The 25880-nt window shown below is 70.6% G+C and carries 28 protein-coding genes and 1 tRNA gene; 8 read left to right on the forward strand and 21 right to left on the reverse strand.

The features are described 5' to 3' along the window. Positions 1-6: 6 nt before the first annotated feature. From FMM06_RS10200 to mnmA, 9 genes are all read right to left on the reverse strand, one after another. Positions 7-1368, reverse strand: coding sequence for a hypothetical protein (locus FMM06_RS10200; protein ID WP_144237300.1), 1362 nt, complete (start codon positions 1366-1368; stop codon positions 7-9). Then, positions 1365-1706 (reverse strand): hypothetical protein, encoded by a 342-nt coding sequence (locus tag FMM06_RS10205; protein ID WP_144237301.1) that lies wholly within the window; start codon positions 1704-1706, stop codon positions 1365-1367. Before FMM06_RS10205 ends, FMM06_RS10200 begins: the two co-directional genes overlap by 4 nt. Further along, complete coding sequence (locus tag FMM06_RS10210; protein WP_144237302.1) at positions 1703-3013, reverse strand: FliI/YscN family ATPase; 1311 nt, start codon at positions 3011-3013, stop codon at positions 1703-1705. Before FMM06_RS10210 ends, FMM06_RS10205 begins: the two co-directional genes overlap by 4 nt. Continuing rightward, a complete protein-coding gene (locus FMM06_RS10215) occupies positions 3010-3528 on the reverse strand; it encodes a FliH/SctL family protein (protein WP_144237303.1) in 519 nt (172 codons plus the stop codon). The genes FMM06_RS10210 and FMM06_RS10215 overlap by 4 nt, the downstream gene beginning before the upstream one ends. Next, positions 3521-4516 carry a flagellar motor switch protein FliG gene (locus FMM06_RS10220; RefSeq protein ID WP_144237304.1) on the reverse strand — a complete coding sequence of 332 codons (996 nt, stop codon included), beginning with the start codon at positions 4514-4516 and terminating at the stop codon, positions 3521-3523. Before FMM06_RS10220 ends, FMM06_RS10215 begins: the two co-directional genes overlap by 8 nt. After that, positions 4513-6054 (reverse strand): flagellar basal-body MS-ring/collar protein FliF, encoded by a 1542-nt coding sequence (gene fliF, locus FMM06_RS10225; protein ID WP_144237305.1) that lies wholly within the window; start codon positions 6052-6054, stop codon positions 4513-4515. The genes FMM06_RS10220 and fliF overlap by 4 nt, the downstream gene beginning before the upstream one ends. Next, on the reverse strand, positions 6051-6368 hold the full coding sequence (gene fliE / locus FMM06_RS10230; protein WP_144237306.1) for a flagellar hook-basal body complex protein FliE: 318 nt from the start codon (positions 6366-6368) through the stop codon (positions 6051-6053). Before fliE ends, fliF begins: the two co-directional genes overlap by 4 nt. Beyond that, positions 6365-7360 carry a sigma 54-interacting transcriptional regulator gene (locus FMM06_RS10235; protein ID WP_144237307.1) on the reverse strand — a complete coding sequence of 332 codons (996 nt, stop codon included), beginning with the start codon at positions 7358-7360 and terminating at the stop codon, positions 6365-6367. The genes fliE and FMM06_RS10235 overlap by 4 nt, the downstream gene beginning before the upstream one ends. A 116-nt stretch (positions 7361-7476) precedes the next feature. Further along, positions 7477-8574 (reverse strand): tRNA 2-thiouridine(34) synthase MnmA, encoded by a 1098-nt coding sequence (gene mnmA / locus FMM06_RS10240; protein ID WP_144237308.1) that lies wholly within the window; start codon positions 8572-8574, stop codon positions 7477-7479. A gap of 123 nt (positions 8575-8697) precedes the next feature. Here mnmA and sciP point away from each other — a divergent pair, with 123 nt between their 5' ends. Together sciP and ctrA are read left to right on the forward strand one after the other, a co-directional pair. Next, positions 8698-8994, forward strand: a complete 297-nt coding sequence (gene sciP / locus FMM06_RS10245; RefSeq protein ID WP_144237309.1) for a CtrA inhibitor SciP — start codon at positions 8698-8700, stop codon at positions 8992-8994. Positions 8995-9147: 153 nt separating this feature from the next. After that, the gene (ctrA, locus tag FMM06_RS10250) at positions 9148-9849 is read left to right on the forward strand and encodes a response regulator transcription factor CtrA (RefSeq protein WP_144237310.1); all 702 of its coding nucleotides are present in this window, start codon (positions 9148-9150) and stop codon (positions 9847-9849) included. Positions 9850-9983: 134 nt separating this feature from the next. On the opposite strand, the gene FMM06_RS10255 is transcribed toward ctrA, so the two are convergent. From FMM06_RS10255 to murI, 8 genes are all read right to left on the reverse strand, one after another. Further along, positions 9984-10715 carry an RNA methyltransferase gene (locus FMM06_RS10255; protein WP_144237311.1) on the reverse strand — a complete coding sequence of 244 codons (732 nt, stop codon included), beginning with the start codon at positions 10713-10715 and terminating at the stop codon, positions 9984-9986. After that, positions 10712-11206: a transcriptional regulator NrdR gene (gene nrdR, locus FMM06_RS10260; RefSeq protein WP_144237312.1), complete on the reverse strand. Its 495-nt coding sequence runs from the start codon at positions 11204-11206 to the stop codon at positions 10712-10714. Before nrdR ends, FMM06_RS10255 begins: the two co-directional genes overlap by 4 nt. Further along, positions 11207-12520 carry a serine hydroxymethyltransferase gene (gene glyA, locus FMM06_RS10265; protein ID WP_144237313.1) on the reverse strand — a complete coding sequence of 438 codons (1314 nt, stop codon included), beginning with the start codon at positions 12518-12520 and terminating at the stop codon, positions 11207-11209. After that, positions 12517-12975 (reverse strand): ribose 5-phosphate isomerase B, encoded by a 459-nt coding sequence (gene rpiB, locus FMM06_RS10270; RefSeq protein ID WP_144237314.1) that lies wholly within the window; start codon positions 12973-12975, stop codon positions 12517-12519. Before rpiB ends, glyA begins: the two co-directional genes overlap by 4 nt. Positions 12976-13066: 91 nt before the next feature. Further along, positions 13067-14008 (reverse strand): DUF808 domain-containing protein, encoded by a 942-nt coding sequence (locus FMM06_RS10275; protein WP_144237315.1) that lies wholly within the window; start codon positions 14006-14008, stop codon positions 13067-13069. Beyond that, the gene (locus tag FMM06_RS10280; protein WP_144237316.1) at positions 14008-15039 is read right to left on the reverse strand and encodes an enoyl-CoA hydratase/isomerase family protein; all 1032 of its coding nucleotides are present in this window, start codon (positions 15037-15039) and stop codon (positions 14008-14010) included. Before FMM06_RS10280 ends, FMM06_RS10275 begins: the two co-directional genes overlap by 1 nt. Further along, positions 15039-15479: a PaaI family thioesterase gene (locus tag FMM06_RS10285; protein WP_144237317.1), complete on the reverse strand. Its 441-nt coding sequence runs from the start codon at positions 15477-15479 to the stop codon at positions 15039-15041. Before FMM06_RS10285 ends, FMM06_RS10280 begins: the two co-directional genes overlap by 1 nt. Positions 15480-15486: 7 nt before the next feature. Continuing rightward, positions 15487-16278: a glutamate racemase gene (murI, locus tag FMM06_RS10290; RefSeq protein WP_144237318.1), complete on the reverse strand. Its 792-nt coding sequence runs from the start codon at positions 16276-16278 to the stop codon at positions 15487-15489. Between the two features lie 65 nt (positions 16279-16343). Between murI and FMM06_RS10295 the strand changes: the two genes are divergently transcribed. The 6 genes from FMM06_RS10295 (at position 16344) to FMM06_RS10320 (ending at position 21377) form a co-directional block, all read left to right on the forward strand. Continuing rightward, positions 16344-17123 carry a lysophospholipid acyltransferase family protein gene (locus tag FMM06_RS10295; RefSeq protein ID WP_235889272.1) on the forward strand — a complete coding sequence of 260 codons (780 nt, stop codon included), beginning with the start codon at positions 16344-16346 and terminating at the stop codon, positions 17121-17123. A 28-nt stretch (positions 17124-17151) separates the two neighbouring features. Beyond that, positions 17152-18141, forward strand: a complete 990-nt coding sequence (hemB, locus tag FMM06_RS10300) for a porphobilinogen synthase (RefSeq protein WP_144237319.1) — start codon at positions 17152-17154, stop codon at positions 18139-18141. A 46-nt stretch (positions 18142-18187) separates the two neighbouring features. Next, positions 18188-19225: an N-acetyl-gamma-glutamyl-phosphate reductase gene (argC, locus tag FMM06_RS10305; protein ID WP_185965145.1), complete on the forward strand. Its 1038-nt coding sequence runs from the start codon at positions 18188-18190 to the stop codon at positions 19223-19225. Continuing rightward, complete coding sequence (locus FMM06_RS10310; RefSeq protein WP_144237320.1) at positions 19222-19752, forward strand: GNAT family N-acetyltransferase; 531 nt, start codon at positions 19222-19224, stop codon at positions 19750-19752. The genes argC and FMM06_RS10310 overlap by 4 nt, the downstream gene beginning before the upstream one ends. Next, positions 19749-20258 carry a gamma carbonic anhydrase family protein gene (locus FMM06_RS10315; protein WP_144237321.1) on the forward strand — a complete coding sequence of 170 codons (510 nt, stop codon included), beginning with the start codon at positions 19749-19751 and terminating at the stop codon, positions 20256-20258. Before FMM06_RS10310 ends, FMM06_RS10315 begins: the two co-directional genes overlap by 4 nt. Positions 20259-20558: 300 nt before the next feature. Beyond that, positions 20559-21377 carry a PEPxxWA-CTERM sorting domain-containing protein gene (locus FMM06_RS10320; RefSeq protein ID WP_185965146.1) on the forward strand — a complete coding sequence of 273 codons (819 nt, stop codon included), beginning with the start codon at positions 20559-20561 and terminating at the stop codon, positions 21375-21377. Between the two features lie 52 nt (positions 21378-21429). On the opposite strand, the gene FMM06_RS10325 is transcribed toward FMM06_RS10320, so the two are convergent. From FMM06_RS10325 to prsK, 4 genes are all read right to left on the reverse strand, one after another. Further along, the gene (locus FMM06_RS10325; protein WP_144237323.1) at positions 21430-21843 is read right to left on the reverse strand and encodes a holin family protein; all 414 of its coding nucleotides are present in this window, start codon (positions 21841-21843) and stop codon (positions 21430-21432) included. A 204-nt stretch (positions 21844-22047) separates the two neighbouring features. After that, positions 22048-22124 (reverse strand) — tRNA-Pro (locus tag FMM06_RS10330). Between the two features lie 180 nt (positions 22125-22304). Next, positions 22305-23663, reverse strand: a complete 1359-nt coding sequence (gene prsR, locus FMM06_RS10335; RefSeq protein WP_144237324.1) for a PEP-CTERM-box response regulator transcription factor — start codon at positions 23661-23663, stop codon at positions 22305-22307. Then, complete coding sequence (prsK, locus tag FMM06_RS10340; RefSeq protein ID WP_185965147.1) at positions 23660-25786, reverse strand: XrtA/PEP-CTERM system histidine kinase PrsK; 2127 nt, start codon at positions 25784-25786, stop codon at positions 23660-23662. The genes prsR and prsK overlap by 4 nt, the downstream gene beginning before the upstream one ends. Between the last annotated feature and the right edge of the window lie 94 nt (positions 25787-25880).

Here is a 25880-nt window from a genome sequence, read left to right on the forward strand (position 1 = left end):
ATGTCCTCAGGCGTAGCGGTCGCGGCGCGGGCGCGCGGCGGGGGTCGGAGTTTCGGCCCCTTGTTCGGGCGGCGTCAGCACGGGCGGCGGCGGCGGACGGCGGCCGCCAGTCTCGCCGCGCACATCGACCGACAGCGCCTCGAGCCGCTGGCCCGACGCCGCGAGCGCCGTGTCGAGCCGATCGACCGCCGCGCTGAGCAAGGCCGCCGACGCACCGCGATCGACCGACAGCGCGACGGCGAGCCCGTCCGCCGCGTCGATCGCCACCCGCACCGCGCCGAGCCGGTCGGTCGCGACGATTATTGTGTCGGTGGTCATCGAGATGGGCGGTGCGGGTGGCGGATCGACGACAGGTTGGCGAGCGTCTGCAGGTGCGACGGCGGGCGCAGGGGCTAAGACGGGTGGCGCGGCGGCGGGAGCGGCGAAGGTGGGCAATGGCGCGATTCGAGGATCGCTTTCGCTGACCGGCCGTACGGCTCGCCGATCGGGCGCTGCAAGCAGGACGGGCTCGTCGCCGGCCGGCACACCGCGCCGTGGCGGATCAGGTCGTGGCGCAGGCGGAACGGGCGGCGGCACCAGCAAGGCGGCGGGCGCGGTTGGCGGCGGGGCCAGAGCCGTAGGCGGCGCGTCGTCAACCTTCGCCGCAGGTAGCAGCGACACACTCGAGGCTTGCAGCGCGGATGCAGTGACTGGCGCGAGCGCATCGTTGGCGGGCGCCCGGCCAAGGTCGTCGATGATAGGCGCGCCGACGACAGGGGGCGACACTTCCTTGCCCGTGTCGAGCGGCACGAGAGGTGCCGCGACGACCGCCGCGGCATTCGCCCTTGGCAGCGCACTACTGCGCGCACGCTCGGCAGGCGCGACCGGGAAACTAAGGGCGGGAGCTGAGCGAAGATCGTCAGGCGGCAGAGCCACCGGCTCGGCTGGCGGGCGGTCCGCAACCGAGATCGTCGGAAACAACAGCGTCGCGAGCAGCAGGACGGGCGGAGCGCTGGCGACTTCGACGCCGCAGGCCACGCCGTCCGCGGGGAGCTCGGCCGAAGCCTCGGCGGCTTCGCTCCCGGCAGCCTCGCCATCGCCCTCGGGCGCAGCTTCAGCGGTCGGCAGTTCCAATCCACGCGGCATCGGCGGCGCAATGGCAAGGAGCGGCGGTCCCGTCGGCACCGGTGGGGCCGTCGTCTCGTCGGTGAGATCGGCGTCTGGCGCGACCGACCCAGCTTCGCCCGGCAACGCCGGTCCGGCCGCTACCGCCGGCACCACTTGCATTGCGGCGAAGACCGCGAGCCAGTCGGCGGGCGGCGCAGCCGACCCGCCCGCCGGTGCGGCGACGACCGGCGCTGCGACCGGCAATGCGGCGGCGATCATCATGGCTGGCCCTCCCGGCGCGCGGCGGCGAGAGCGGTATCCACGACCTCGACGCGGGTGTGCAGCCGTTGCACCGCCGCCAGTGCTGCGCTGCGGGTCGGGGCCGCATCGGCGTCGCGCGCCGCGAGGCGGGTGCGCGCAGCGGCGAGCGCGGCGCGTGTCGCGGCCGCCGCCTGCGGGGCGGGACCGATGTGCGGCAGGTCGGCGATCAGCCGCTCGATACGCGCGCCCATCGCCTCAGCTTGCACAGTCGCGCGTTGCAGCGCCGCCAGCTCGCGCTGCGCAACGCGGAGTTCGACGGCACGGACGCTGCGCAGCCGGGCGAGGCGCGCGGCGCTCATGTGGCGATCAACGCGGCGCGGGCAGTGGCGAAATCGCAGACCTCGGCGCGGCCCTGGCGGCGCAGCGCCTCCATCGCCGGAACACGCGCGAAGGCGGCGTCGAGCGCGGCGTCGGCGCCCGGTGCGTACGCGCCCATCAGCACGAGGTCGCGGTTCGCCTCGACCAGCGCGTGGTCGCGGCGGAAGGCGGCCGCTGCAGCGGCGTGCGCGTCGTCGACCAGATCGTGCATCGAGCGGCTGACCGACGCGGCGATATCGATCGCCGGATAGATGCCGCGCTGCGCGACCGCGCGCGACAGCACGATATGCCCGTCGAGCACGCCGCGCGCGGCATCGACGACGGGGTCGTTCATGTCGTCGCCGTCGGCGAGCACGGTGTAGATCGCGGTCACCGACCCGCCGCCGACGGCATCGTTGCCGGCACGCTCGACGAGGCGCGGGACCAGCGCGATCGCCGACGGCGGATAGCCGCGCGCCGCCGCACCCTCGCCGAGCGCCAGGCCGATCTCGCGCTGCGCGTGGGCGACGCGGGTCAGGCTGTCGACGATCAGCAGGACGTGGCGGCCCGAACTGGCGAAATGCGCAGCCACCGCATGCGCGCGCATCGTGCCGCGGACGCGCAGCAGCGGTGCATCGTCGGCGGCGACCGCGATCAGGATGGTGCGGGCGCGCGTCGCGGCGTCGATCTGGTGGGTCACGAAATCGCCGATCTCGCGCCCGCGCTCGCCGATCAGCGCGACGACGACGATGTCGGCGGCGCACGCGCGCGCGATCTGGCCGAGCAGCACCGACTTGCCGACGCCGCTGCCCGCCATGATGCCGACGCGCTGGCCGCGCCCCAGCGTCAGCAGCGCGTTGACGACGCGGATCCCGCAGTCGAGCACCTGCCGCACGCCGCCGCGCGTCAGCGGGTTGGCGGCGGGCGAATCGAGCGCGACGCGCGCCGTGGTGCGCGGCACCGGGCCGCCGTCGAGCGGCCGTCCGCCACCGTCGAGGATGCGCCCGAGCAGCGCCTCGCCGACCGAGACGCGGCCGGCGTCCGCCAGCGGGACCACGCCCGCTCCGGGCAGCAGCGGTCCTGTCCGCGCAAGAGCCATCAGCAAGGTGCGACCGTCGCGGAAGCCGATAACCTCCGCCGGGCGCGTATCGGGCCCCACGCCGCAGACCGCGCCGACGCCGAGGTCGAGGCCGCCCGCCTCGATGGTCAGACCGTCGAACGCTAGGACGCGGCCGCCGGCGCGCGGGGGTGTCGGCGGGTGGACCGTGGCCGCGCGGGCGAGCGACGCGAGGGCGGCGGTCGCCGTCACAGGCTCCCCACGATCTCGCCGAGGCGCGCGGTCAGCGACGCGGCGACGACGTGGCGGGGGGTCTCCACGCGGATGTCGCCGGGGGCGAGGGTGGGGTCGATGACAACAGCGAGCTGAGTTTCAAGCAGCGCCGCGTCGGCCGCCGACAGATGCAGCACCGGCGCGCCGTCGACCTCGATGCTTGCGAGTGCCGCCGCAACAAGCCGCTCGATCGCCTCGGGCGAGGTACGCAATTCGGCCTCCACGACGGCGCGCGCGACGCGGGTCACGAGGTCGGCGAACAGCGGCTGCAGCGCCTCGGCATCGATCGCGGTTGCCGCGACTAGGGCACTTTCGGCAGCTGTCAGGGCGGCGCGCAAGGGTTCGATCGCGGCGCGCTCCTCGGCCCGCCCGCGCGCCTCGCCAGCAGCATCGGCAGCAGCGGCGATCGCACCGACGTCGGGCGGCGCGACGGGTTCGGCGACGCGCGGCGCCATCGCGCGCCACAGGCTGGTCAGCGTCGCGGCCTCAGACATAGCCGGCACCGCTGCCAGGCAGCATGAGCTCGCCGCGCTCGGCGAGGCTGCGGACGATGCCGGCGATGCCCGCCTGCGCCGCTGTCACGTCGTCGCGCTTCTGCGGGCCGAGGCCCATCAGCGCATCCTCGACCTGCGCTGCGGCGCGGCTCGACATCGCCGCAAGGATATGGGCGCGCAGGGGTGCGTCGGCGCCCTTTAGCGCAACCACCAGCCGCTCGGTGTCGACCTCGCGCACCACCGCCTGCAGGCCGCGCGCGTCGATGCGGATCAGGTCTGCGAAGACGAACAATTGCTCGGCGATAGCGTCGGCAAGGCCGTCGTCGACGCCGCGCACCGCCTCGATCAGCCGCGCCGGATCGGCGACTCCGCCCATCAGTAGCGCCGCCGCTGCGGTCCCGCCGCGCGCCGTCGAAGCCCGCGCCGCACGGTGGACGAGCAGAGCCTGTTCGAGATCGGCCTCCAACCCCGCCAGCGTCGCCGCCGACACCGGGCCGAGACGCGACAGGCGGACGAGCAGGCCGGGCTGTAGCTCGGGAGGAAGCGCGGCGAGCACGGCGGCCCCGGTATCGGCAGGCAGATGCGCGAGCAGCACAGCGCCGACCTGCGGATGCTCTGCCTCGATCAGCGCGGCGATCGTCGCGGGGTCGATCCACGCGAGCGTCGCGAAGGGCACCGGCGTCACCGGCGGCGGCAGGCGGCCGAGCAGCGCGCCGGCACGCGGCTCGCCGAACGCCTGGTGCATCAGGGTGCGCAGCTGCGCGCCGTCGCGGCCCAGTGCGGCGACCTCGGCATGGCGCGCGGCGAAGATGTCGAGGACGCCGTCGATTGCGGCGGGCTCGATCTCGGCGACCGACAGCATCGCGTCGCCGACGTCGCGCACCTCGTCGGCGGCGAGGCCGCGCAGGAGCAGCGCCGCGACCCCCTCGTCGAGGAGGAGCATCAGCACCGCGCACTGCTGCGCGCCGGTCAGCGGCTGCGGCGTCATGCGGGTTCGGCCCGCAGCAGGCCGCGCATGACCGCAGTCGCGCGCGCCGTGTCGGCCCCGGCGAGCCGCCGCGCCTCCGCCAGCTTGGCGTCGTAGTCGAGGGGGGCGGGCAGCACCTCCGGCACGGTTTCGAGCGCCGCGAGCCGCTCGGCCGCCCGCGCGCGCAACCAGGGGCGCGCGAGGCCGAAGACCAGCATCGCCAGCCCTGCAAGGCCCAGCACCCCCTTCGCCGCATCGCCGAGATACGCCTGCCACCACTCCGGCGCAGCGTTCGCATCAGCGCCCGCAAAGCCCTGCCCCGCCAGCGTCACGACGTCGCCGCGTCGCGCGTCGAAGCCGACCGCGCTGCGCACCAGCCCGGTCAGCGTCGCCAGCCGCGCCGCCCGGCCCTTGGGCGCGCCCAGCGCCTCGTCGCGCACTACGACCGCGACAGATAGGCGGCGCAGCGTGCCCCGCGCCGCGCGCGTCACCGACACCGCCTTGCCGATCTCGTAGCTGCGCGTGAAACTGTTCGATCCGGTCGGTGTTGCAGGCACGGGCGGTGCAGCGGCGGGGGGCGTCAGCGACACCTGCGCCGCCTGGGGGATGGTGTTCGACAGCGCGCCCGGGATGCCGCGCGCCGGCGGAGGCGGGGTTTCGGTGGTGCTGCTGCCCTGCTCGTTGACGAGCGTGCCGGGCGCCAGGCTCTCGCGCGTCGCGGCATTCTCGGCGAAATCGAGGTCGGCGGTGACCTGGGCGGTGAAGTTCTCGGCGCCGACGATGGGGGTCAGCAGCTGGACGACGCGCTGGCGCAGCTGCGCCGCCATGCGCGCCTCGACATCGAGCATGCGACCGCTCTCGCCCAGGTCGCCGGCGTCGGCCCCCGACAGGAGCGCACCGGTCTGGTCGACGACGCTGACGCCCGCGGGGGCGAGACCCGGCACGGCGGAGGCGACGAGGTGGACGATGGCGCGCACTTGCGCGTCGGACAGCGTCCGCCCTGCCGCGAGCACGACGAGCACCGACGCGGTCGGCGCGGCGCGGTCGCGGATGAAGACGCTCGCCTCGGGTGTCGCGAGATGGACCTGCGCGCTCTCGACCGCGTCGATCGCGGCGATGCTGGCGGCGAGGTCGCGTTCGGCCGCAAGCTTCAGCTGCGCGCCCTCGACTGCGCGGCTGCTGCCCAGCGGCATCGCGCCCAGCATCGTGCCGCTCGTCGGTGCGGCCTTGGGCAGGCCCTGTCCCGCCAGCAGGATCCGCGCTGCCGCCACCTGTGCGGCGGGCACCAGCACCGCGCCGCTGGCGGAGTCGATCGTTACCGCGAAGTCGGCGGTGCGCAGCGCGTCGGCGACGGCCGACTTGTCGGCGTCGGCGAGGCCCGGATAGACCGGCCGCGTATCGGGACTGCGCAGCAGCGACCAGAGCAACAGGCCGACGAACAGCGCCACGACGGCGGCGACCAGCGGCCACGACCGGCGCACCGCGGGCTGCGCGATGACGCGTTCCAGCCGCAGCCGCCAGTTCGGCGCCGCCCCGGCGACGGCAAGCGCGCCGCTCATACCGGCATGCTCATCACGTCACGATAGGCTCCCAGCAGCTTGTTGCGGACCTGCAGCGTCGCCTCGAAGCCGATCGACGCTTTCTGGCGGGCGAGCATCACCTGCGCGATATCGGCCGTATCGCCGCGTTCATAAGCCGCCGACGCCGCGCCAGCCGCAGTCTGATTGTCGTTGACCTTCGCCAGCGCCGCGTCGATCGCCGACGCGAATCCGCCCTGGGGTGCCGCAGCGGGCGCGAGCGCGGCATTGCGCGCGAGGATCTCGGCCCGCAGCGCGAGCACGCCGCGGGCGTCGAAGCCGCTGACCGGGGTCACTGGACGGTTGCCTGCGCGCCCATCGCGGCGAGCTTGTAGCGCAGCGTGCGCTCGCTGATGCCGAGGTGGCGTGCCGCGTCTATGCGGCGGCCGGCGCAGTCGCTCAGCGTACGGCGGATCATGTCGTGCTCGTGGCTCTGCACCTGCAGCGGCAGCGAGCGGACGGCGGTTTCAGCCTGCGGCCCGGCGTCGAAGACGATGTCGCGCGCCTCGATGCGCGGCCCGTCGGCATGCACCAGCGCGCGCTCGAGGACGTTGCCGAGTTCGCGGACGTTGCCCGGCCAGTCATGCGCGACCAGCCGGGCCAGCGCCGTTGCCGTCGGGCGCGGCGGGTTCGCACCGGCGAGGCGCAGCAGCAGTGCCGCCGCGATCGGCAATATGTCCGCCCGGCGCGCGGCAAGGCGCGTCGTCGCCAGCGGGAACACCGCGAGGCGATAGAAGAGGTCGGCGCGGAAGCGGCCGGCGGCGACTTCGGCGGCGAGGTCGCGGTTGGCTGTCGCGACGATCCGCACGTCGATGCGCACCGGCGTATTCGCACCGATCGCCAGCACCTCGCGCTCCTGCAGTGCACGCAAAAGCTTGGCTTGGCTGCCGAGCGGCAGTTCGGCGACCTCGTCGAGCAGCAGCGTGCCGCCGTGTGCGGCACGGAGCAGGCCCTTTGCCGCCGCTTGCGCCCCGGTAAAGGCGCCGCGCTCGTGTCCGAAGAGCAAGGCTTCGAGCATTGCCTCGGGGAGCGCGGCGCAGTTGACCGCGACGAAGGGGGCGTCGCGGCGGGGGGAACTCGAATGGATCAGCCGGGCTAGACCCTCCTTGCCCGTGCCGGTGGGGCCGCCGATCAGGACGGTGACGTCGCGCGCGCCGATGCGCTCGGCCATGGCGAGCAGCGCGAGGCTGGCGGGGTCGGCGGCGGCGGGGCGGTTCGGCGCGCGGCGCGCGGCGTCGAGGGCGGCCGCGAAGGCCCGGTCCGTATCTGTCGTCGTGCCGCTCGCCATTGCCGGACCCCTGGTTGCAAGGGGTACTCAGCAAGCTTCGTGCCAAGCGGGTTACCGGGGTGATCTACCCGAAAGCGTCAGCGGGGCGTCATCTCCAGCGTCAACGGCTTGACGCGTCAAGCCTTTGACACCGGCCAGGTGTCCGCGATCGTCCCGCCGCCCAGCACGCGGTTGCCGGCATAGAAGACCGCCGCCTGCCCCGGCGAGACGCCGAACTCGGGCGCGGCAAAGCGCAGGGCGTCGCCGTCGAGTCGCGCGTCGACGGGCAACGCCATCGATCGCACCTTGACCGTTACCTCGCCACGGGCGGTGCCACCGCCCAGCCAGTTGATGTCGCTCAGCGTCACGCCTGCGACCGCCAACGCAGCGCGCGGCCCCACCGTGAGCCGCCGCGTCGACGGGTCGAGCGCCACCGCATACAGTGGGTCGCGCGTCCCGCCGATGCCGATGCCGCGCCGCTGGCCGACGGTGAAATTGATTAGCCCGTCGTGGCGGCCGATGACCTGTCCGGACAAATCGACGATGTCGCCGGGTGCAACCGCCTCGGGCCGTAGCCTTGCCACGACCGCCGCATAGTCGCCGCCGGGGACGAAGCAGATGTCTTGGCTGTCGGGCTTGGCCGCGACCGACAGGCCGAGGCGCGCCGCATGGCCGCGCACCGCCGCCTTGCTCAAGGCTCCAAGCGGAAAGCGGAGATAATCGAGCTGCTCGGCCGTCGTCGCGTACAGGAAATAGCTCTGGTCCTTCGCCGGATCGACGCCGCGACGCAGTTCGGCACCACCCGGCCCCTCAACGCGGCGGACGTAATGGCCGGTCAGCAACGCCACCCCGCCGAGATCGCGCGCGACGCCGAGCAGGTCGCGGAACTTGACCGTCTGGTTGCAGCGCACGCACGGCACCGGGGTCTCCCCGCGCGCATAGCTGTCGGCGAAATCGTCGATGACCGCGGCCCGGAAAGCGCTTTCGTAATCGAGGACATAGTGCGGGATGCCGAGCCGCGCCGCGACGCCGCGCGCGTCGCGGATGTCTGCACCGGCGCAGCACGCCCCCGGCCGCGCGACTTCGCCCGACTGGTACAGCTGCAATGTCACGCCGACGACATCGCAGCCGGCTTCGACGCACAGCGCCGCGACGACCGACGAATCGACGCCGCCCGACATGGCGACGACGACGCGCGTGCCTGCAGGTGGCAGATCGGGAGCGTCGAGGAGCATCGCGGGCGACGTAGGCGGATGCGCGGCCCCGTCAAGCCTGACGGCCTTAACCATGGGGGCGGGTTAACATTGCGTTGCCGGAGCCGTTGATCCGAGTGTCGAGTTATTTGCGTAGGAGTGACGATGCCCGGCGACGCCATCGCACCACGACCCGCTTCGGTACCGGGTCCACTGGGCCGCCCGCTGACCCGCGCGGATTTGCCACCCCCCGACACGCGGCGCTGGGTGGCCCGCCGCAAGGCCGAGGTGATTGCCGCGATCCACGGTGGGCTGCTGGGCCGTGACGAGGCCAGGAAACTCTATAACCTGAGTGAAGAGGAGCTACGTCTTTGGGAACGTGCGATATCCTGCGCCGGGCTGCCTGGCCTGCGCGTCACCCGGGTCCAGATCTATCGTCCGGTCTTCGAGAGTGTACCCTGAAAGCCGCATTAACCTAGATAAGTGACCCCTATCGAAAGATTTATGCGCATTAACGCTTTACTCGCCCCTGGAAAGCCGCTCTGGTACGTCGGCGGGCGCAAGCTCGCCAGCGAGGGAGGGTCGCTGTTCGAACCACAGAGCATTGGGGTTAGTATGCGTATTCTCCTGGTTGAAGACGACCGTTTGATGGCCCGTTCGATCGAGCTGATGCTCGGCGGCGCGGGGCTCGAATACGAGACTGCAGGAACCGGCGAGGAAGCGATCGAACTCGCCCGCGTTTACGACTATGACGCGATCCTCCTCGACCTGACCCTGCCCGATCTGCATGGCATCGAGGTCCTCCGCCGCATGCGCGTCGCGCGCATCGCGACGCCGGTCATAATCCTGACCGGCAACAGTGAGACCGAGGCCAAGGTCACCAGCTTCGGCATCGGCGCCGACGATTATGTCACCAAGCCCTTTCAGCGCGCCGAGTTGCTGGCGCGCGTCCACGCACTCGTCCGCCGTTCGAAGGGCCACGCCCAGTCGATCATCCGCACCGGACCGATGTCGATCGACCTGGCCGCGCGCACCGTCGAGGTCAGCGGCCACCGCGTCCATCTGACGGGCAAGGAATATGCGATCCTCGAGATGCTGTCGCTCCGCAAGGGCATGACGCTGACCAAGGAAATGTTCCTGACGCACCTCTACGGCGGTCGCGACGAGCCCGAGCTGAAGATCATCGACGTCTTCATCTGCAAGCTGCGCAAGAAGCTTGCCGCCGCCGGCACCGGCGCGAGCGGGTGCATCGAGACCGTCTGGGGTCGCGGCTATGCGCTGCGCGATCCCGAGGGCGAGGTTCAGCAAGTCGCGTGAGCAGAGGCCGCGCGTAAGGCGTAACTCGCTTTTCGCGAATTCTGCCTTACGCGCGGACTCACGCGAACCCGGCCGGCGAAGCGGCGGACACACCGCCGCCCGTCCGACGACGCGGCTTTGCCGCGGCGCAGTCCTTATTCTTTCCGCCGCACCCGCGGCCCGTTGTGCAGCGCCGTCACCATGCCGCGCAGCGTCCGCACCTCCTTCGCCGACCACGCCGGTCGCGTCATCAGGTTGCGCAGCGTCATCCGCTTCGCCGAAACCGTCTCGGGTGGCTTGAAATAGCCCGCATCGACGAGCGCCGCGTCGAGCGCGACGATCAGCCCCTCTAGCTCGGCATGCGGCGCCGGCGCCTCGTAATTGGCGAGCACCGCCGCCGGTGTCGCATCGCCTGCGCGATGCCACTCGTACGCAGCAAGCAGCACAGCCTGCGCCAGGTTCAGCGACCCGAACGCCGGGTTGACCGGCACCGTCAGGATGGCGTTGGCGAAGATCAGCTCCTCGGTCAGCAGGCCCGACCGCTCGGCGCCGAACAGCAGGCCCGACCGTGCACCGCGGCCCCGCATCTCGGTCGCCGCCTGCGCGGGCGTCACCACAGGCCGTGTCAGCTCACGCCCGCGCACCGTCGTGGCGTAGACATAGCTGAGGTCGGCGACCGCCTCCTGCACCGTGTCGTACACGCGCGCCGCCGCCAGCACCTCGTCGGCACCGCTCGCGGCAGGGCCGGCGTCGGCGTTCGGCCAGCCGTCGCGCGGCGCCACCAACCGCAAATCGGTCAGTTCGAAGTTGAGCATCGCCCGCGCGCAACTGCCGATATTCTGACCGAGCTGCGGACGGACGAGGATGATCGCTGGGGCTTCGGTCACTCCGCCTCGCGCGCCAGCCGCCGCGTCGGCAGCGGCACCACCGACCCCGACAGCGACCCGACGAAGGTCTCGAAATCGCGCGCCTCGCGGAAGTCGCGGTAGACACTGGCGAAGCGGATGTAGGCGACCGGGTCGAGGGTCTGCAGCCCCTCCATCACCATCTCGCCGATCGTGCCGACGCCGATCTCGGTCTCGCCGGCGGACTCGAGGCGGCGGACGACGCCCGATACCAACCGCTCGATCTTGCCCTCGTCGATCGGACGCTTGCGGCACGCGATCTCGATCGAGCGCGCCAGCTTGTCACGGTCGAACACCTCGCGCTTGCCCGACTTCTTGACGACGGTCAGCTCGCGCAGCTGGATGCGCTCGAAGGTCGTGAAGCGCGCGCCGCACGCCGGGCACTGGCGGCGGCGGCGGATCGCGGCGCTATCCTCGGTCGGCCGGCTGTCCTTGACCTGGCTGTCGTCGTGAAGACAGAAGGGGCAGCGCATCTAGACCGGATAGATCGGGAAGCGGGCGCACAGCGCGCGGACGCGGACGTTGACCGCCGCCTCGACCGAGGCGTTGCCATGCTCGCCGTTCGCCTGCAGCCCGTCGAGGACGTCGGCGATCATGTCGCCGATCGCCGCGAACTCCGCCAGGCCGAAGCCGCGCGTCGTGCCGGCGGGCGAGCCGACGCGGATGCCGCTGGTCTTGGTCGGCGGCAGCGGGTCGAACGGTACGCCGTTCTTGTTGCAGGTGATGCCGGCACGCTCGAGCGCCTCGTCGGCGTCCTTGCCGGTCAGCCCCTTCGGCGTCAGGTCGATCAGCGCGAGATGCGTGTCGGTGCCGCCCGCGACGACCGCGCAGCCGCGCTCGACGAGCTTCGCCGCGAGGATCTTGGCGTTGGCCATCACCGCGGCGCTGTAGGTCCGGAATTCGGGCTGCAGCGCCTCGCCGAACGCCACCGCCTTGGCGGCGATGACGTGCATCAGCGGGCCGCCCTGCAGGCCCGGGAAGACCGCCGAGTTGAACTTCTTGCCCAGCGCCTCGTCGTTCGACAGGATCATGCCACCGCGGGGCCCACGCAGCGTCTTGTGCGTCGTCGTGGTCACGACATCGGCGTGCGGCAGTGGCGACGGGTGAAGCCCCGCCGCGACCAACCCCGCGAAGTGCGCCATGTCGACGAGCAGCTTCGCCCCCACCGCATCGGCGATGGCGCGGAAACGCGCGAAGTCGATGACGCGCGGATAGGCCGAGCCGCCGGCGATGATCAGCGTCGGCTTGTGCTCGTGAGCGAGGGCCTCGACCTGGTCGAAGTCGATCAGGTGATCCTCGCGGCGGACGCCGTACTGGATGGCGTTGAACCACTTGCCCGACATCGACGGCGCTGCGCCGTGCGTCAGGTGGCCGCCGGCGTCGAGGCTCATGCCGAGGATGGTGTCGCCGGGCCGGGTCAGCGCGAGCATCACGGCGCCGTTCGCCTGCGCGCCCGAATGCGGCTGGACGTTGGCATAGGCGCAGCCGAACAGCTGCTTCGCGCGCTCGATGGCAAGCGTCTCGACCGCGTCCGACGGGGCACAACCCTGATAGTAGCGCTTGCCCGGATAGCCTTCGGCGTACTTGTTGGTGAACACCGAGCCCTGCGCCTCGAGCACGGCGCGCGACACGATGTTCTCGCTCGCGATCAGCTCGATCTGGTTCTGCTGGCGGTCGAGTTCGCGCGCGATCGCCGCAGCGACTGCCGGGTCGCCGACCGTCACGCCGTCGGCGAAGAAGCCGCCCGGGGCCTCGTAGGTTTCGGCTACCGCCGCTGCGCTGGTCATTCCGCCGCCTCCTTGAGAGTCGCGCCGTCGAGCTTGGCGACGCGCCCCGCGTGCCGCCCGCCTTCGAACGCGGTATTCAGAAATTCGTGGACGCAGTCGCGCGCCACCTCGACGCCGATGATCCGGCTGCCGAGCACCAGGATGTTCGCGTCGTTGTGCGTCCGCGCCATGCGCGCCATCAGCCCGCTCGTGCACAGTGCCGCCCGCGCACCGGGCACGCGGTTGGCGGCGATCGCGATGCCGATCCCCGACCCGCACACCGCGATGCCGTGCGCCGCGCGCCCGCCGGCAACCGCCTGCGCCACCGCGAAACCATAGTCGGGATAATCGACCGAGGCCTCGCCGTGCGTGCCGAGGTCGAGCACGTCGTGCCCGGCAGCGCGCAGCTCGTCCGCCAGCAGCGCCTTGAGCGCGAAGCCAGCGTGATCGGCGGCGAGAGCGATGGTCTGGGTCATTCTACGGCTCGTGCGCGAGTCCTGTGTCAGGCGCAACATCTAGGCGAAATGGGGGGACCGGGCAACGCGGCAAAAGCGGATTGCCGCGTGGCTAGTGCTTCTTTCCCCGCGCGCGGTGGATCGCAATGACCACCGCCGCGACGATGCCGCCGACGACCAGGCCCACGATGCCTGCGCCGGTTGCCGTGACGATCCACTCGACGACGCCCGACATTGCGCCCATGCCGCCGCCGACCGCCACTGCCGCGTGGTGGATGACATGCTCGGGGCCGGCGAGCCCGAACTCGGCGAGGCCGTGGACGATGATGCCGCCGCCGACCCAGATCATCGCGGCGGTGCCGATCACCGACAGCGCCGCCAGCAGCTTGGGCATCCCCTTCACCAGCCCGCGCCCGACGGCGCGCAGCGCGCCCGAGCCGCCCTTGGCGAGGTGCAGGCCGATATCGTCCATCTTCACGATCAGCCCGACGACGCCATAGACGCCCACGGTGATCGCTATCGCGACGACGGCGAGCACGGCCCCCTGCGTCACCAGCGGGCGGTCGGCGACATCGGCGAGGGCAATCGCCATGATCTCCGCCGACAGGATGAAATCGGTGCGGATCGCCCCGGACACCTTTTCGTTCTCGATGGTCGCCGGGTCCTGCACGGTCTCGACGACTGCCTCGTGGCCGTGCGGGAAGACCTTCTCGATGACCTTTTCGGCACCCTCGAAACACAGATAGGCACCGCCGATCATCAGGATCGGCGTCAGCGCCCAAGGCGCGAAGGCGCTGAGCAGCAGCGCCGCGGGCAGCAGGAACAGCAGCTTGTTCTTGAGCGAGCCGCGCGCGATCTTCCAGATGATCGGCAGCTCGCGGTCGGGGCTGAGCCCCGTCACATAGCGCGGGGTGACCGCGGTATCGTCGATGACGACACCCGCCGCCTTCGCCCCCGCCTTGCCCGCTGCGCCCGCGATATCGTCGAGCGACGCGGCCGCGAGCTTGGTCAGTGCCGCGACATCGTCGAGGAGGGCAACCAGTCCACCGGCCATCAGTCGAACTCCAGATCGCCGCTCGGCGGCTCACGCAGGTACGATGCCACCATGGCGTCGTCGACCTCTTCGAGGGTCGCGGGCGACCACAGGGGCGACCTGTCCTTGTCGATCAGCTGAGCGCGCACGCCTTCGTAGAAGTCGCGGCCGTGCTTGATCGCGCAGACCATGCGATATTCGGTGCGCAGCGCCGCCTCGATCGTGCCGCCGCGCGCCATGCGGACGCCCTTCAGCGAAATCTTGAGCGAGGTCGGCGACATGCGCGCGATCACCTCGTGCTGCGCGCGCGCCCAGTCGTCGCCCTCGGCCAGGCTCGCCTGGATGTCCTCGACCCGGTCGTGCGCGAAGTGGAAGTCGATGCCCTCACGCAGCGCCGCCAGCGCGCTGTCGCCGGCGGGCGCGTCGAGCGTGTCGAGGATCGTCCCCGCCTCCTCCTCGCCATCGGCGAGCAGGTCACGCAGCAGCGGCAGCCGCTCGGCCGGCACGAAATGGGTCGCGATCCCGGCGTATCGGCAGTCGGCTGCCCTCAGGCGTGCCCCGGTCAGCGCCAGCCACGTGCCGATTTCGCCGGGCAGCGCGCTCAGGGCGTGCGTGCCGCCGACATCGGGGATCAGGCCGATCCCCGTCTCGGGCATCGCGAACAAGGTGCGCTCGGTGGCGACGCGGTAGCGGCCGTGAACCGACAGGCCGACCCCGCCGCCCATCGTCACGCCGTCCATCAGCGCGACATAGTCGACGGGCAGGCGCGCGACCGCCTGGTTCATGCGGTATTCGTCGTGGAAGAAGCCCTCCCACTCGTCCGATCCGGCTCGGCCCGCCGTATGCAGCCCGACGACGTCGCCGCCCGCGCAAAAGGCCCGGTCGCCCGCCCCTTCGATAACGATCCGGTCGACCTCCGGGTCGGCGGCGCCGTCCATCAGCGCGCGGTGGATCGCCAGCACCATCGCCCGGTCGATAGCATTGAGCGCCGTCTGCCGATCGAGCGTGACGAACAGCGCGCGGCCGCGCCGCTCGGTGCGGACTGCGGTCATCACGCCTCCACCAGGTTCGCGTCGTCGGGCATCGGCACCGGCAGCGCGCTCGTCGACAGCTTGGCGAGCACGCGGCCATCGGCGTCGGTCAGCTCGGCCTCCATGAACGCCACGCGCTTGCCGATCTTCAGGCAGCGCCCCAGGCCGAAGACCGGCCCCAGGCGAACGACACCGAAGAAGCTGCACTTCAGCTCGATGGTCGGCACGACGATGCGCTTTCCCGACGCGACCACCGCCGACACCGCCGCGCAGTCGTCGAGCATCGCGACGATGAAACCGCCCTGCACATTGCCCATCGGGTTGCAGAACTCGGGCTTGGGCGCGAAGCTCATCCGCACCGTGCCCGCGGCGCTGTCGACGCCAATGATCTGCGTGCCGAGCAGGCGCGACGTCGGCGGCGCGACGCGGTTCATCCGCTCCATCAGCTCGGCGTCGGTCATTGCCACCCTAGAGGATCTCGGTCCGCATCAGGCCATAGCCATGAAGCGCGGGCGCGAGGGCGTCAACGTCGGGGCCGGGCCGCGTGAACACCGCGATGCCGGGCGGGGCGATGTCGGGCCATGTGATGCCCGCGAGCAGGTGCACGACGCGGCGGGCAATCCCGGCGCTGCCGTCGACGAAGGTCAGCTGGCGCGGTGCCGCGGCAGCCAGCTCCGCAGCGACGAGCGGGAAGTGGGTGCACGCCAGCACGACGGTGTCGATGCGCTCGCCGCCCGGCTGGTCGAGCAGCCCGTGGAGTTCGGTGGCATAGTCGGCCGCGTCGGTCACCCGCCCGTGCAGCTTGGCCTCGGCCAGCTCGACGAGACGACCCGAGCCGTGGCGCAGGACCGTGCAGTCGGCGGCGAACTCGGCGGCGAGCCGGTCAACATAGGGCTGCCGCACCGTCGCGACCGTGCCCAGCACACCGATGGCGCGTGTCACGCTGGCTGCGGCGGCAGGCTTGATCGCAGGCACCGTGCCGACCACGGGCACCGCCAGCGCGGCACGGACATGCGCCAGCGCGATCGTCGAGGCGGTATTGCACGCGATGATGACGAGCGCCGGCTTGTAGCGTTCGGTCAGCCGCCCGAGCAGCGCGCAGACCCGCGTCGCCACCTCCATCTCGGTCTTGGGACCATAGGGAAAGCCGGCGTTATCGGCGGCGTAGACGATCGGCGCAGTCGGCAGCGCGGCGCGCACCGGCCCGAGCACCGACAGGCCGCCCACACCGGAGTCGAAAAACAGGATCGGCGCCGCCATGACCCGCGACCTAGCCGCGCTGGCCGGACGGTGCAACGCGTGTCAGCGGGCCGTCGGGGCCGACCATGCCCCTCGCGGACCCGCGCAAAGGCTGCGACAAGGAAGCGATGGGGAGCGTCGATCCGAACGATCGGGCCTGGCGTGTCTGGGGCCGCGCGGCGTGGCTGATCGCGGCGCTGTTCGCGACCTTGGTCCCGCACGCGCTGTGGCGGCTGGCGGGGCAGCCGTCGCCCTGGCCGCGGCACTTTCTGCGCGCCGCTGCGCGGGCCAGCGGCGTGCGGGTCACAGTCGCCGGGACACCCTGCCGCCCGCCAGTGTTCTTCGTCGCCAACCATCTGTCGTGGACCGACATCTGCATCCTGGGCGGGGTCGTGGAGACCAGCTTCGTCGCGCAGGACATGATCGCCGGCTGGCCGGTGATCGGCTGGATGGCGCGCCTCAACGACACCGTGTTCGTGTCGCGCACCGACCGGCGCAGCGCCGGGGACCAGGTCGCGCGCCTGCGCCTCGCGATCGCGCGGCCGCGGCCGGTGACGCTGTTTCCCGAAGGCACGACCACCGACGGGCGCAGCCTGCTGCCCTTCAAGACGCCGCTGTTCGAGGGGCTGGCGCCGCCGCCGCCGGGCCTGATGGTGCAGCCGGTCCATCTCGATTTCGACGACGCAGGCAAGGCGCTGGCGTGGATCGGGACCGAGGGCGCACCCGCCAACGCGCGGCGGACACTGGCGCGGCGGGGCAGCTTCGGCGTGACCGTCCGCTTCCTCGAACCCTTCGACCCCGCGGGCATGGACCGCAAGGCGATCGCCGCGACGGCGCGGGCGCGGATCGCCGCGTCGCTTGCTTGAGCCGGCGGCGGCGTTATCAGTCGCGGGCATGACCGCATCCTATCCCGCCCTCCGCCTCCGCCGCAGCCGCGCCCAGCCCTGGTCGCGCGCCATGGTCGCCGAGACCGTGCTGACGCCCGCCGACCTGATCTGGCCGGTGTTCGTCACCGGGGGCACAGGCGTGCGCGACCCGATCCGCACCATGCCCGGCGTCGAGCGCCTGTCGGCGGACTTGCTCGGCGCGGCAGCGAAGGAGGCGGCATCGCTCGGCATCCCGTGCCTCGCGCTGTTCCCGAACACCCCTGCGAGCGCGCGCAGCGACGACGGTGCGGAGGCCGCCAACCCCGACAATTTGATGTGCAACGCCGTCCGCGCCATCAAGGACAGCGGCGCGAATATCGGCATCCTGACCGACGTAGCGCTCGACCCCTACACCAGCCACGGTCACGACGGGCTGCTCCACGACGACGGGCGCATCCTGAACGACGCGACCGTCGAGGCGCTGGTCGCCCAGGCGCTCAACCAGGCGCGCGCGGGGGCCGACATCATCGCGCCGTCGGACATGATGGACGGCCGCGTCGGCATCATCCGCGCCGCGCTCGAGAGCGAGGGCTTCCACGATGTCCAGATCATGGCCTACGCCGCCAAGTACGCGAGCGCCTTCTACGGCCCGTTCCGCGACGCGGTCGGGTCGGGCGGCTACCTGAAGGGCGACAAGAAGACCTATCAGATGGACCCCGGCAATTCCGAGGAGGCGCTGCGCGAAGTCGCGCTCGACCTCGCCGAGGGCGCCGACAGCGTGATGGTCAAGCCCGGCCTGCCCTATCTCGACATCGTCCGCCGCGTGAAGGAGCGCTTCGAAGTCCCTGTCTTCGCCTATCAGGTGTCGGGCGAGTACGCGATGATCGAAGCCGCGGTCGCAGCCGGCGTGCTGGAGCGCGAGCGCGGCGTGCTGGAGACGCTGACCGCGTTCAAGCGCGCGGGATGTTCGGGGGTGCTGACCTACCACGCGGTCGTGGCGGCGCGGCTGCTGGGTTAGGCGCCCGTTCTTGCCCGCGGGGCCGCATTCCCTTAACGCCCCGCCCATGATCGCCCCCATCCGCATCGCCGTCCTGGGCGCCTCCGGCTACACCGGCGCAGACCTCGTGCGCCTGGCGCTGACGCACCCGCACATCGAGATCGCGGCGCTCAGCGCCAACGCAAAGGCGGGGCTGACGATGGCGGAGGTGTGGCCGCACTTCGCGCCCTATCCCGACCTGCCGCGCCTGACGTTGGCGGAGGAGGTCGACTGGGCGGGCGTCGACGCGGTGTTCGGCTGCCTGCCGCACGCGGCGTCGGCGGCGCTGCTGGCGACGCTGGAAGGGCCGCGGATTGTCGATCTGTCGGCGGACTTCCGCTTGAAGGACGCGGGCACCTATGCCGAGTGGTACGGCGGCGCGCACCCTGCCCCGGCCCTGCTGCCGCAAGCGGTCTATGGCCTGACCGAGTACGCCCGTGACGCGCTGCCCGGTGCGCGGTTGGTGGCATGCCCGGGCTGCTACCCCACTGCCGTGCTGCTCGCGGTCCTTCCGCTGGTCGAGGCCGGGCTGATCGATCCGGCGCGGGTCAGCGTCAATGCGCTATCGGGCGTGTCCGGTGCGGGGCGCGGCCTGAAGGAGGCGAACCTGTTCGCCGAGGTAGCGGAGGCCGTTCACCCCTATGCGATCGGCGCGCATCGCCACATGCCGGAGATCGAGCAGGAGATCGGGCTGCGTGCCGGGACGGACGTGCGGATCAGCTTCACCCCGCACCTCGTGCCGATGAACCGCGGCGAGCTGGTGACGATCGCGGTCGAGACGCGCGGCACGGTCGCCGACCTGCGCGCCGCACTGCAGGCCCGCTACACCGACGAGCCGTTCGTGCACCTGCTGCCCGAGGGCGTTGCGCCGAGCACGCGGATGGTGCGGGGGTCGAACCACGCGGTGCTCAACGTCTTCGCCGATCGCTTGCCCGGCCGGGCGCTGGTCATCGCGGCGATCGACAATCTGGTGAAGGGGTCGAGCGGCCAGGCGATCCAGAACCTCAACCTGATGTTCGGCCTGCCCGAGACCGCGGGGCTGACGCAGGCGCCGCTGTTTCCATGATCGAGACCGAGCGCCTGATCCTCGCCGAATGGCGCGACGACCATCGCGCACCGATCGCCGCGATCAACGCCGATCCCGAGGTCATGCGCTATTTCGTGGCGCCGATGACGCGCGCCGAGACCGACGCGCAGGTCGACCGGCAGATCGCCGCCCAGACCGAGCACGGCTTCTGCTTCTGGGCGATCGAACGCAAGGCGGACGGGGTGTTGATGGGCCTCGCGGGTCTCAAGCTCGGCGCCCCCGACACGCCGATCGCGCGCGACCTCGAAGTCGGCTGGCGCTTCGGCAAGGACTTCTGGGGCCACGGCTATGCCAGCGAGGCGGCGCGCGCGGCGCTGGCGCACGGCTTCGCCGACCCCGCGTGGCCGCGCATCGCGGCGATCACCACGACCGAGAACCGGGCATCACGGGCGGTCATGGACCGCATCGGCATGACCTATGCCGAAGGGCTGGACTTCGACCATCCAGCGGTGCCGCGCGACAGTCCGGTGCTGCGCCACGTCACCTATTTCATCGACCGGCCGTGACGCTCCACGGCTTCGGCGGGGCCTATCCGCAGGTCGCCGACGACGTCTTCATCGCTGCCGGCGCCCAGGTGATCGGCAATGTCAGCATCGGCGCGGGCGCGAGCATCTGGTTCAACTGCGTGCTGCGCGGCGACGTCATGCCGATTGCGGTCGGGGCGCGGTCGAACATCCAGGACGGCACCGTCGTGCACGTGTCGCGCGGTACGCACGGCACGGTGATCGGCAGCGACTGCCTGATCGGCCACATGGCGATGATCCACCGTTGCACCCTGCACGACCACGCCTTTGTCGGGCTTGGTTCGATCGTCATGGACGGCTGCGTCATCGAGAGCGACGCCATGCTCGCGGCAGGCTCGCTGCTGACGCCGGGGAAGGTCGTGCGCACCGGCGAACTATGGACGGGCCGGCCCGCCGCCTTCGCGCGCAGGCTAAGTCCTATCGAAATAGAGCGCAATCGGAGTGCAGCGGCGGGCTACGTCGAACTCGCGTCGCTCTACCGCACCTAAGCGTTAACTAAGATTACGAACCGATTCGGTTGATATATATCGAAGGTATATGTCATTTCCGGCGCGTTATGTTCTCATTAACCCAGATTTTTTACACGTAAACGGTAAGCTGTCGGCGGTCTTTACACCCATCTGGAATCGTCCGGACAACCTGTTACGGACTCCCACTGATATCGTTGAATTTTCCGATCTGGCACGCCTCTTGCTACCGTGAATGTACGGTTGGTTGCTTGGCTGGAGGGGCCCTAAATGATTGCTGTAACTAGAAAGTCGCGTACCGTTGCGAAATTGGCGTTGGCAGTGACCCTGCTCTGCGGTGTCGCCGCCGCTCCGGCCCGCGCCGTAACGGCGATCAGCGGCTCGGCGTTCGACGTTAAGGTCAACCTGCAGCTGCTCGGCCTTCTCGGCGTCGGGATCGGTCCCTTCAGCCAATCCTCGGGTTCGGGCACCGCGGCTTTCACTGACAACGACAGCTTTGCCGGGGTTTCGGAACGGCTCAACCTCGGCGTCGCCAACATCGTCGGCGTACAGCAGCGGGTCGACACCGGCCTGTTGCTGACCTCGGCATCGTCGTCGCTGCCGCTGCAGGTGGGTTCGGCGCGCGCTACCGTCAACGACTTGTCGTTGCGTCTCGGCACGGTGTTCCTCGGCAACTTCACCAGCCTGTTGTCGATCACCTCCGGCGAGGTCATCTCGACATCGCGCGTCGGGGCGAACGGCGGTGCCAATGCCAGCGGCTTCACCTCGATCGCCGGCCTGACGATCTCGGGCGCCGCGCTTGGCGGCCTGGTCATCAACGGTGCGGCCTTCGTCAATCCGGACCCCAACACGGTTCTGCTCGACGTGCTCGGGCTGCGCATCATCCTCAACGAACAGACCCCGATCGGCACGCAGTCGGCGAGCTCGGCGGGCATCTCGACCAACGCCATCCGCCTGATCTTCGACGGCTTTTCGATCGGCGGCGGGCTGCTGAGCGGTGATGTCATCATCGCGCACAGCGAAGCGCAGATCAACGACGCGATCACCTCGGTGCCGGAGCCGGCGACGTGGGCGCAGATGATCCTGGGCTTTGGGTTGATCGGGCTGGTCGCGCGTCGCCGCAAGGCCGTCACCGCCTGATCGGCTCGGGCGGTCCGGCCAGCCCCCCGCACCGGACCGCCCCAGCCATCGTCTATCGGTCGCCGGCCTTCGCCTTGCCCCACTCGCGCGCCGCGGTGTAGCCGAGGTAGCCGGTACCGAAGAGTGCATATAGCGGCTCCGGGATCGCCGCGAGATAGCCAGTCATCCCCTTGCCGATCGCGACCGCCATAGCGGGGTTGACCGCTGCGATCAGCCCCATCGGGATCGCCCACAGTAACAGCGTGTACATCACGTAGAGAAAGCTCGGCCGCGCCCGGCTGGTCCACGGATCAACCGACTGCGCCTCGGCGACGATCGCCGACAGCTGCAATTTCACACCCTCCAGATCCTGCGTGCCCTGCAGCTTGAGCAATTCTAGCTTGGCGGCATCACGCGCCCGCGGATCGGGGATCAGCTTGTCGAGCAGGCCCGCCACCGGGCCGATGATCGCGTCGAGAAATGCCATTGCGGTGCCTCCAGCGAATTTGCCTAAGTTGACGAAGTTGACACTCGCGACGTGTTTCGTCGCAAAGGCCAATCTCCGTATCTGGCGGTTCGCCGGACCGTTGTTGTATCGCCTATTTGGTTCATTTTGTCAAGCAAAATGTCGGCGCTGGGTGCTGCCGGTGGTGGCTCGCGCTTCGGATCGATCGGTTGTGGGGGCCGCTACTGGTCGGAGCGACAGGATTCGAACCTGCGACCCCTTGACCCCCAGTCAAGTGCGCTACCAGGCTGCGCCACGCTCCGACCGGCGGTTCGTGTAGGCGGGGGAGCGTGGGGATGCAAGGCCTTCCCCTCCTCTTCAGGAGAGGGGCGAGAGACGGCGAAGCCGGCCCGGGGGTGGGGCGGCTGCGCGCTCAGTCTCCCCCACCCCGGGGCCGCGCCTGCGGCGCGGCTCTCCGACCCTCCCCTGAAGGTGAGGGTTGGCTACCCCTCCAACCCGTACTGCTTCAGCAGATCGTACAGCGTCGGCCGGCTTACCCCCAGCAGCTTGGCGGTCGAGGAGATATTCCCCTCCGTCCGCGCCATCGCCAGGCGGATCGCCCGCCGATCCGCCTGTTCACGCGCCGTCTTGAGGTTGAGCGCCGCGGCGCCGTCCTCCTTGCCGCCCAGGTCGAGGTCGGCGGCGTCGAGGCGGATGCCCTCGGCCATGATCACCGCGCGCTTCAGGCGGTTCTCCAGCTCGCGGACGTTGCCCGGCCAGTGCCAGTCGGTCATCGCGGCGATCGCGGCGGGGGTGAAGCCCTTGAACGGCCGGCCATGGTCGCGCGAGAATTTCGCGAGGAAGTGATGCGCCAGCAGCGTTGCGTCGCCGGGCCGCTCCGACAGGCTGGGGATGCGCACGACGATCTCAGCGAGGCGGTAGTAGAGGTCCTCGCGGAACCGCGTGCTGGCGATCATCGCGTCGAGGTCCTGGTGCGTCGCGCAGACGATGCGCACGTCGACCGGGATCGGACGACGCCCGCCGATGCGTTCGATGACGCGCTCCTGCAGGAAGCGCAGCAGCTTGACCTGCAGCGGCAGCGGGATGTCGCCGACCTCGTCGAGGAACAGCGTGCCGCCCTCGGCAAGCTCGATCTTGCCCTCGGTGGTCTTGGCCGCGCCGGTGAACGCGCCCTTCTCATAGCCGAACAGCTCGGATTCGAGCAGGTTCTCGGGGATCGCCGCGCAGTTTATCGCGATGAACGGCTTGGCCTTGCGGAGCGACGCATTGTGCAGACCGCGCGCCAGCAGTTCCTTGCCCGTGCCGCTGGCGCCGAGCAGCATCACCGACACGTCGGCGGTAGCGACGCGCTCGATCATCCGCGCGACCTTGAGCATCTCGGGCGCGCCGGTGACGATGCCGCCCAGCACGTCCTGCGGGCCGACGGCGTCGCTCAGCCGCCGGTTCTCGGCCTCCAGGTCGTAGACGTGGAAGGCGCGGCGGACGATCAGGCCGAGTTCGTCGATGTCGACGGGCTTCGCATAGAAATCGAAGGCACCGCCGGCAATCGCGCGGATCGCGCTGTCGCGGGCGCCGTGGCCCGAGGCGACGATGACCTTGGTCGCGGGCGCGTGGCGCAGGATCTCGGTCAGCGTCGCAAAGCCCTCGCTGACCCCGTCGGGATCGGGCGGGAGACCCAGATCGAGCGTCACCACCGCGGGGGCATAGGTGCGCATCGCCTCCATCGCCGCGGTGCGGTCGCCGGCGACGATGACCTCGTAATCCTCGTAGCTCCAGCGCAACTGGCGCTGCAGGCCCTCGTCGTCCTCGACGACGAGCAGCTTCCTCGGTCCGTTGTTCAAGCCCGCAACCTTTCGTACGCAGGCGCAGACGCCGGCACTGCTATTTCTTCCGGCGACAGCGCCGGAAGGGTGATGGTGAAGACGGTGCCCTCGCCCTCGCGGCTGGCAACGTCGAGGCGGCCACCCACGCCGCGGGCGATCTCGCGCGCCTCATAGGCCCCGATGCCGAAGCCGCCGGGCTTGGTCGAGCGGAAGGGCTTGAACAGCTCGGTACGGACGAACGCCGCCGACATGCCGCAGCCGTTGTCGGCGATCGTCACCTGCACCGTGTCGCCGACCAGCCGCGCGGTGACGTCGATGCGCGCGTCGGCCTCGCTGGCGTCGATGGCGTTCTGCAGCAGGTGGACGAACAATTGTTCGAGGCGCGTCGGGTCGGCATCGACGAACGCCTCGGCGCCGTCGATCACCGGATAGATCGACGGATGCGCGCGGCGCTTGGCGGCGACGACCTGGCCGATCAGCGCGGCGACATCGACGGGCTCACGCGCCTCTGGCCGCCCGGTGTTGTGCTGCGCCAGCCGCGCCAGGAGGTCGTTCATCTTGCCCACCGACGATTGCAGCGTCGCCACCATGTCGGCGCGGAACGCCGGATTGTCGGCGTGGCGCTCGGCATTGCGAGAGACGAGGCTGAGCTGCGACACCAGGTTCTTGATGTCGTGCATGATAAACGCGAAGCGGCGGTTGAACTCGTCGAAGGCGCCCGCCTCGTCGAGCGCGACCTGCGTCGAGGCCTCGGCGATATAGCTCGCCGCCTGGCGCCCGAGGGTGCGCAGCAGGTCGTAATCCTCCCAGTTCAGCTCGCGCGGCGCGACGGTGCGCGACACCAGGATGAAGCCCGCCAGCGTGTCGAGGTGGATCAGCGGCACCGCGAGCCAGACGCGGCGATCCTCCAGCGCCCAGTCGGGCAGCTGCATCCCCTCATAGCTGCCCGCCCCTGACCGCCACTCGTCGAAATCGACAACGCGCTGCTGCTGCGACAGGAAATGCGCGAAGCCGCTCGCGGCGCCCAGTTCCTGCCCATCGAAATCGCGCCATTCCCAGCGCGCGACGCGGTCGAAGCCGCCGTCGCCGGTAGGCGCGAACAGCGCGCCGCCGGGCGAATCGAGCACCGCGCACACCGCCTGGACGACGCGCTCGGACAGCTGGCCGTGGCCGGCATCGGTGCGCGACACGGTGGCGATGAAGCGCAGCCACTCCTGCCGGTAATCATATTTATAGGCGAAGAAGTTCTTGGCGATGGCGACGCGCAGCGCGGCGCGGAAGCGCGGGGATACCAACACCACGACACCCAGGATCGCGGTGGCGAACAGGAAGCTGATCTGCAGCAACCGCCCCCAGTCGCCGCCGACCAGGCTGAGGCCGTAGGCGGTCAGCGCCATGACGATCAGGTAAACCCCGATGATGCTGAACGACATGGTGTGGAACACCACCTGCCGCGACACCTGGACCTTCGATGCCCAGGACGAGCTGGCGCTGAGCAGCAGCAGCGGCACGACGATCGCATCGACCGCGCCGCGGATGTTGAACAGGTCGCTCGACAGCTCGCCGAGCAGGAACTGCAGCGTGTAGAGATTGAGGTCGTAGCCGAAGAAGCCGGCCAGCCCGATCGCCAGCAGACGGATGCCGCCGCGGCTGGCGGGTGCCGCGTTGACCCACAAATTGTGCAGCAGCACGAGGCCCGAGATCGCGACGATCAGCCGGCCGATGACGAACAAGGTGCCGAGCAGCGCTGCCTGGTCGCCGCCGAAGACGCCGTAGCCGCTGCCGTCGACGACATCGAGGAGCAGCTGCATGCTGGTCACGAAGCCGATCGCGCCCGCCAGGAAGAACGACGAGCTGAGCCGGTCCTCCAGCCGCCACGAGGCGCGCAGCAGCGAGACGACGAACGCCACCCACGCGCCGGTACGAAGCGTCTCCATCAGCGACAGCAGCCACGCGCCGCTGCCGTCGCCGCGCGCCATGACGACGAAGGTCGCCGCCCAGATCGCGGTCATCGCGGCCGCACCCGCCAGCCATAGCGACGTCTGCTGGCGCGCGCGGCGCACCAGCGCGGTGACTGCCAGCGCAGCGAATGCGATGCTGGCGATCAGATGGCTGAACAGGCCGACGTCGGTCAGTTGCACCTGGCTCGTCCCCCCTTCGCCACCCTGCCCCCGCATGGTTCTAGCGCCTTATCGCGCACCGGGCCATGCCCCCCGATGCTTGGCGGCAGCGGGC

The organism is Glacieibacterium frigidum, assembly GCF_007097155.1.
GTDB lineage: Bacteria > Pseudomonadota > Alphaproteobacteria > Sphingomonadales > Sphingomonadaceae > Glacieibacterium > Glacieibacterium frigidum.

Bases quoted from the DNA above. Each gene is read 5' to 3' on its own strand.
- FMM06_RS10200 (WP_144237300.1), bottom strand. From the start codon at position 1,368: ATGATGATCGCCGCCGCATTGCCGGTCGCAGCGCCGGTCGTCGCCGCA.
- FMM06_RS10205 (WP_144237301.1), bottom strand. From the start codon at position 1,706: ATGAGCGCCGCGCGCCTCGCCCGGCTGCGCAGCGTCCGTGCCGTCGAA.
- FMM06_RS10215 (WP_144237303.1), bottom strand. From the start codon at position 3,528: ATGTCTGAGGCCGCGACGCTGACCAGCCTGTGGCGCGCGATGGCGCCG.
- FMM06_RS10220 (WP_144237304.1), bottom strand. From the start codon at position 4,516: ATGACGCCGCAGCCGCTGACCGGCGCGCAGCAGTGCGCGGTGCTGATG.
- fliF (WP_144237305.1), bottom strand. From the start codon at position 6,054: ATGAGCGGCGCGCTTGCCGTCGCCGGGGCGGCGCCGAACTGGCGGCTG.
- FMM06_RS10235 (WP_144237307.1), bottom strand. From the start codon at position 7,360: ATGGCGAGCGGCACGACGACAGATACGGACCGGGCCTTCGCGGCCGCC.
- mnmA (WP_144237308.1), bottom strand. From the start codon at position 8,574: ATGCTCCTCGACGCTCCCGATCTGCCACCTGCAGGCACGCGCGTCGTC.
- sciP (WP_144237309.1), top strand. From the start codon at position 8,698: ATGCCCGGCGACGCCATCGCACCACGACCCGCTTCGGTACCGGGTCCA.
- ctrA (WP_144237310.1), top strand. From the start codon at position 9,148: ATGCGTATTCTCCTGGTTGAAGACGACCGTTTGATGGCCCGTTCGATC.
- nrdR (WP_144237312.1), bottom strand. From the start codon at position 11,206: ATGCGCTGCCCCTTCTGTCTTCACGACGACAGCCAGGTCAAGGACAGC.
- glyA (WP_144237313.1), bottom strand. From the start codon at position 12,520: ATGACCAGCGCAGCGGCGGTAGCCGAAACCTACGAGGCCCCGGGCGGC.
- rpiB (WP_144237314.1), bottom strand. From the start codon at position 12,975: ATGACCCAGACCATCGCTCTCGCCGCCGATCACGCTGGCTTCGCGCTC.
- FMM06_RS10275 (WP_144237315.1), bottom strand. From the start codon at position 14,008: ATGGCCGGTGGACTGGTTGCCCTCCTCGACGATGTCGCGGCACTGACC.
- FMM06_RS10280 (WP_144237316.1), bottom strand. From the start codon at position 15,039: ATGACCGCAGTCCGCACCGAGCGGCGCGGCCGCGCGCTGTTCGTCACG.
- FMM06_RS10285 (WP_144237317.1), bottom strand. From the start codon at position 15,479: ATGACCGACGCCGAGCTGATGGAGCGGATGAACCGCGTCGCGCCGCCG.
- murI (WP_144237318.1), bottom strand. From the start codon at position 16,278: ATGGCGGCGCCGATCCTGTTTTTCGACTCCGGTGTGGGCGGCCTGTCG.
- FMM06_RS10295 (WP_235889272.1), top strand. From the start codon at position 16,344: ATGCCCCTCGCGGACCCGCGCAAAGGCTGCGACAAGGAAGCGATGGGG.
- hemB (WP_144237319.1), top strand. From the start codon at position 17,152: ATGACCGCATCCTATCCCGCCCTCCGCCTCCGCCGCAGCCGCGCCCAG.
- argC (WP_185965145.1), top strand. From the start codon at position 18,188: ATGATCGCCCCCATCCGCATCGCCGTCCTGGGCGCCTCCGGCTACACC.
- FMM06_RS10310 (WP_144237320.1), top strand. From the start codon at position 19,222: ATGATCGAGACCGAGCGCCTGATCCTCGCCGAATGGCGCGACGACCAT.
- FMM06_RS10325 (WP_144237323.1), bottom strand. From the start codon at position 21,843: ATGGCATTTCTCGACGCGATCATCGGCCCGGTGGCGGGCCTGCTCGAC.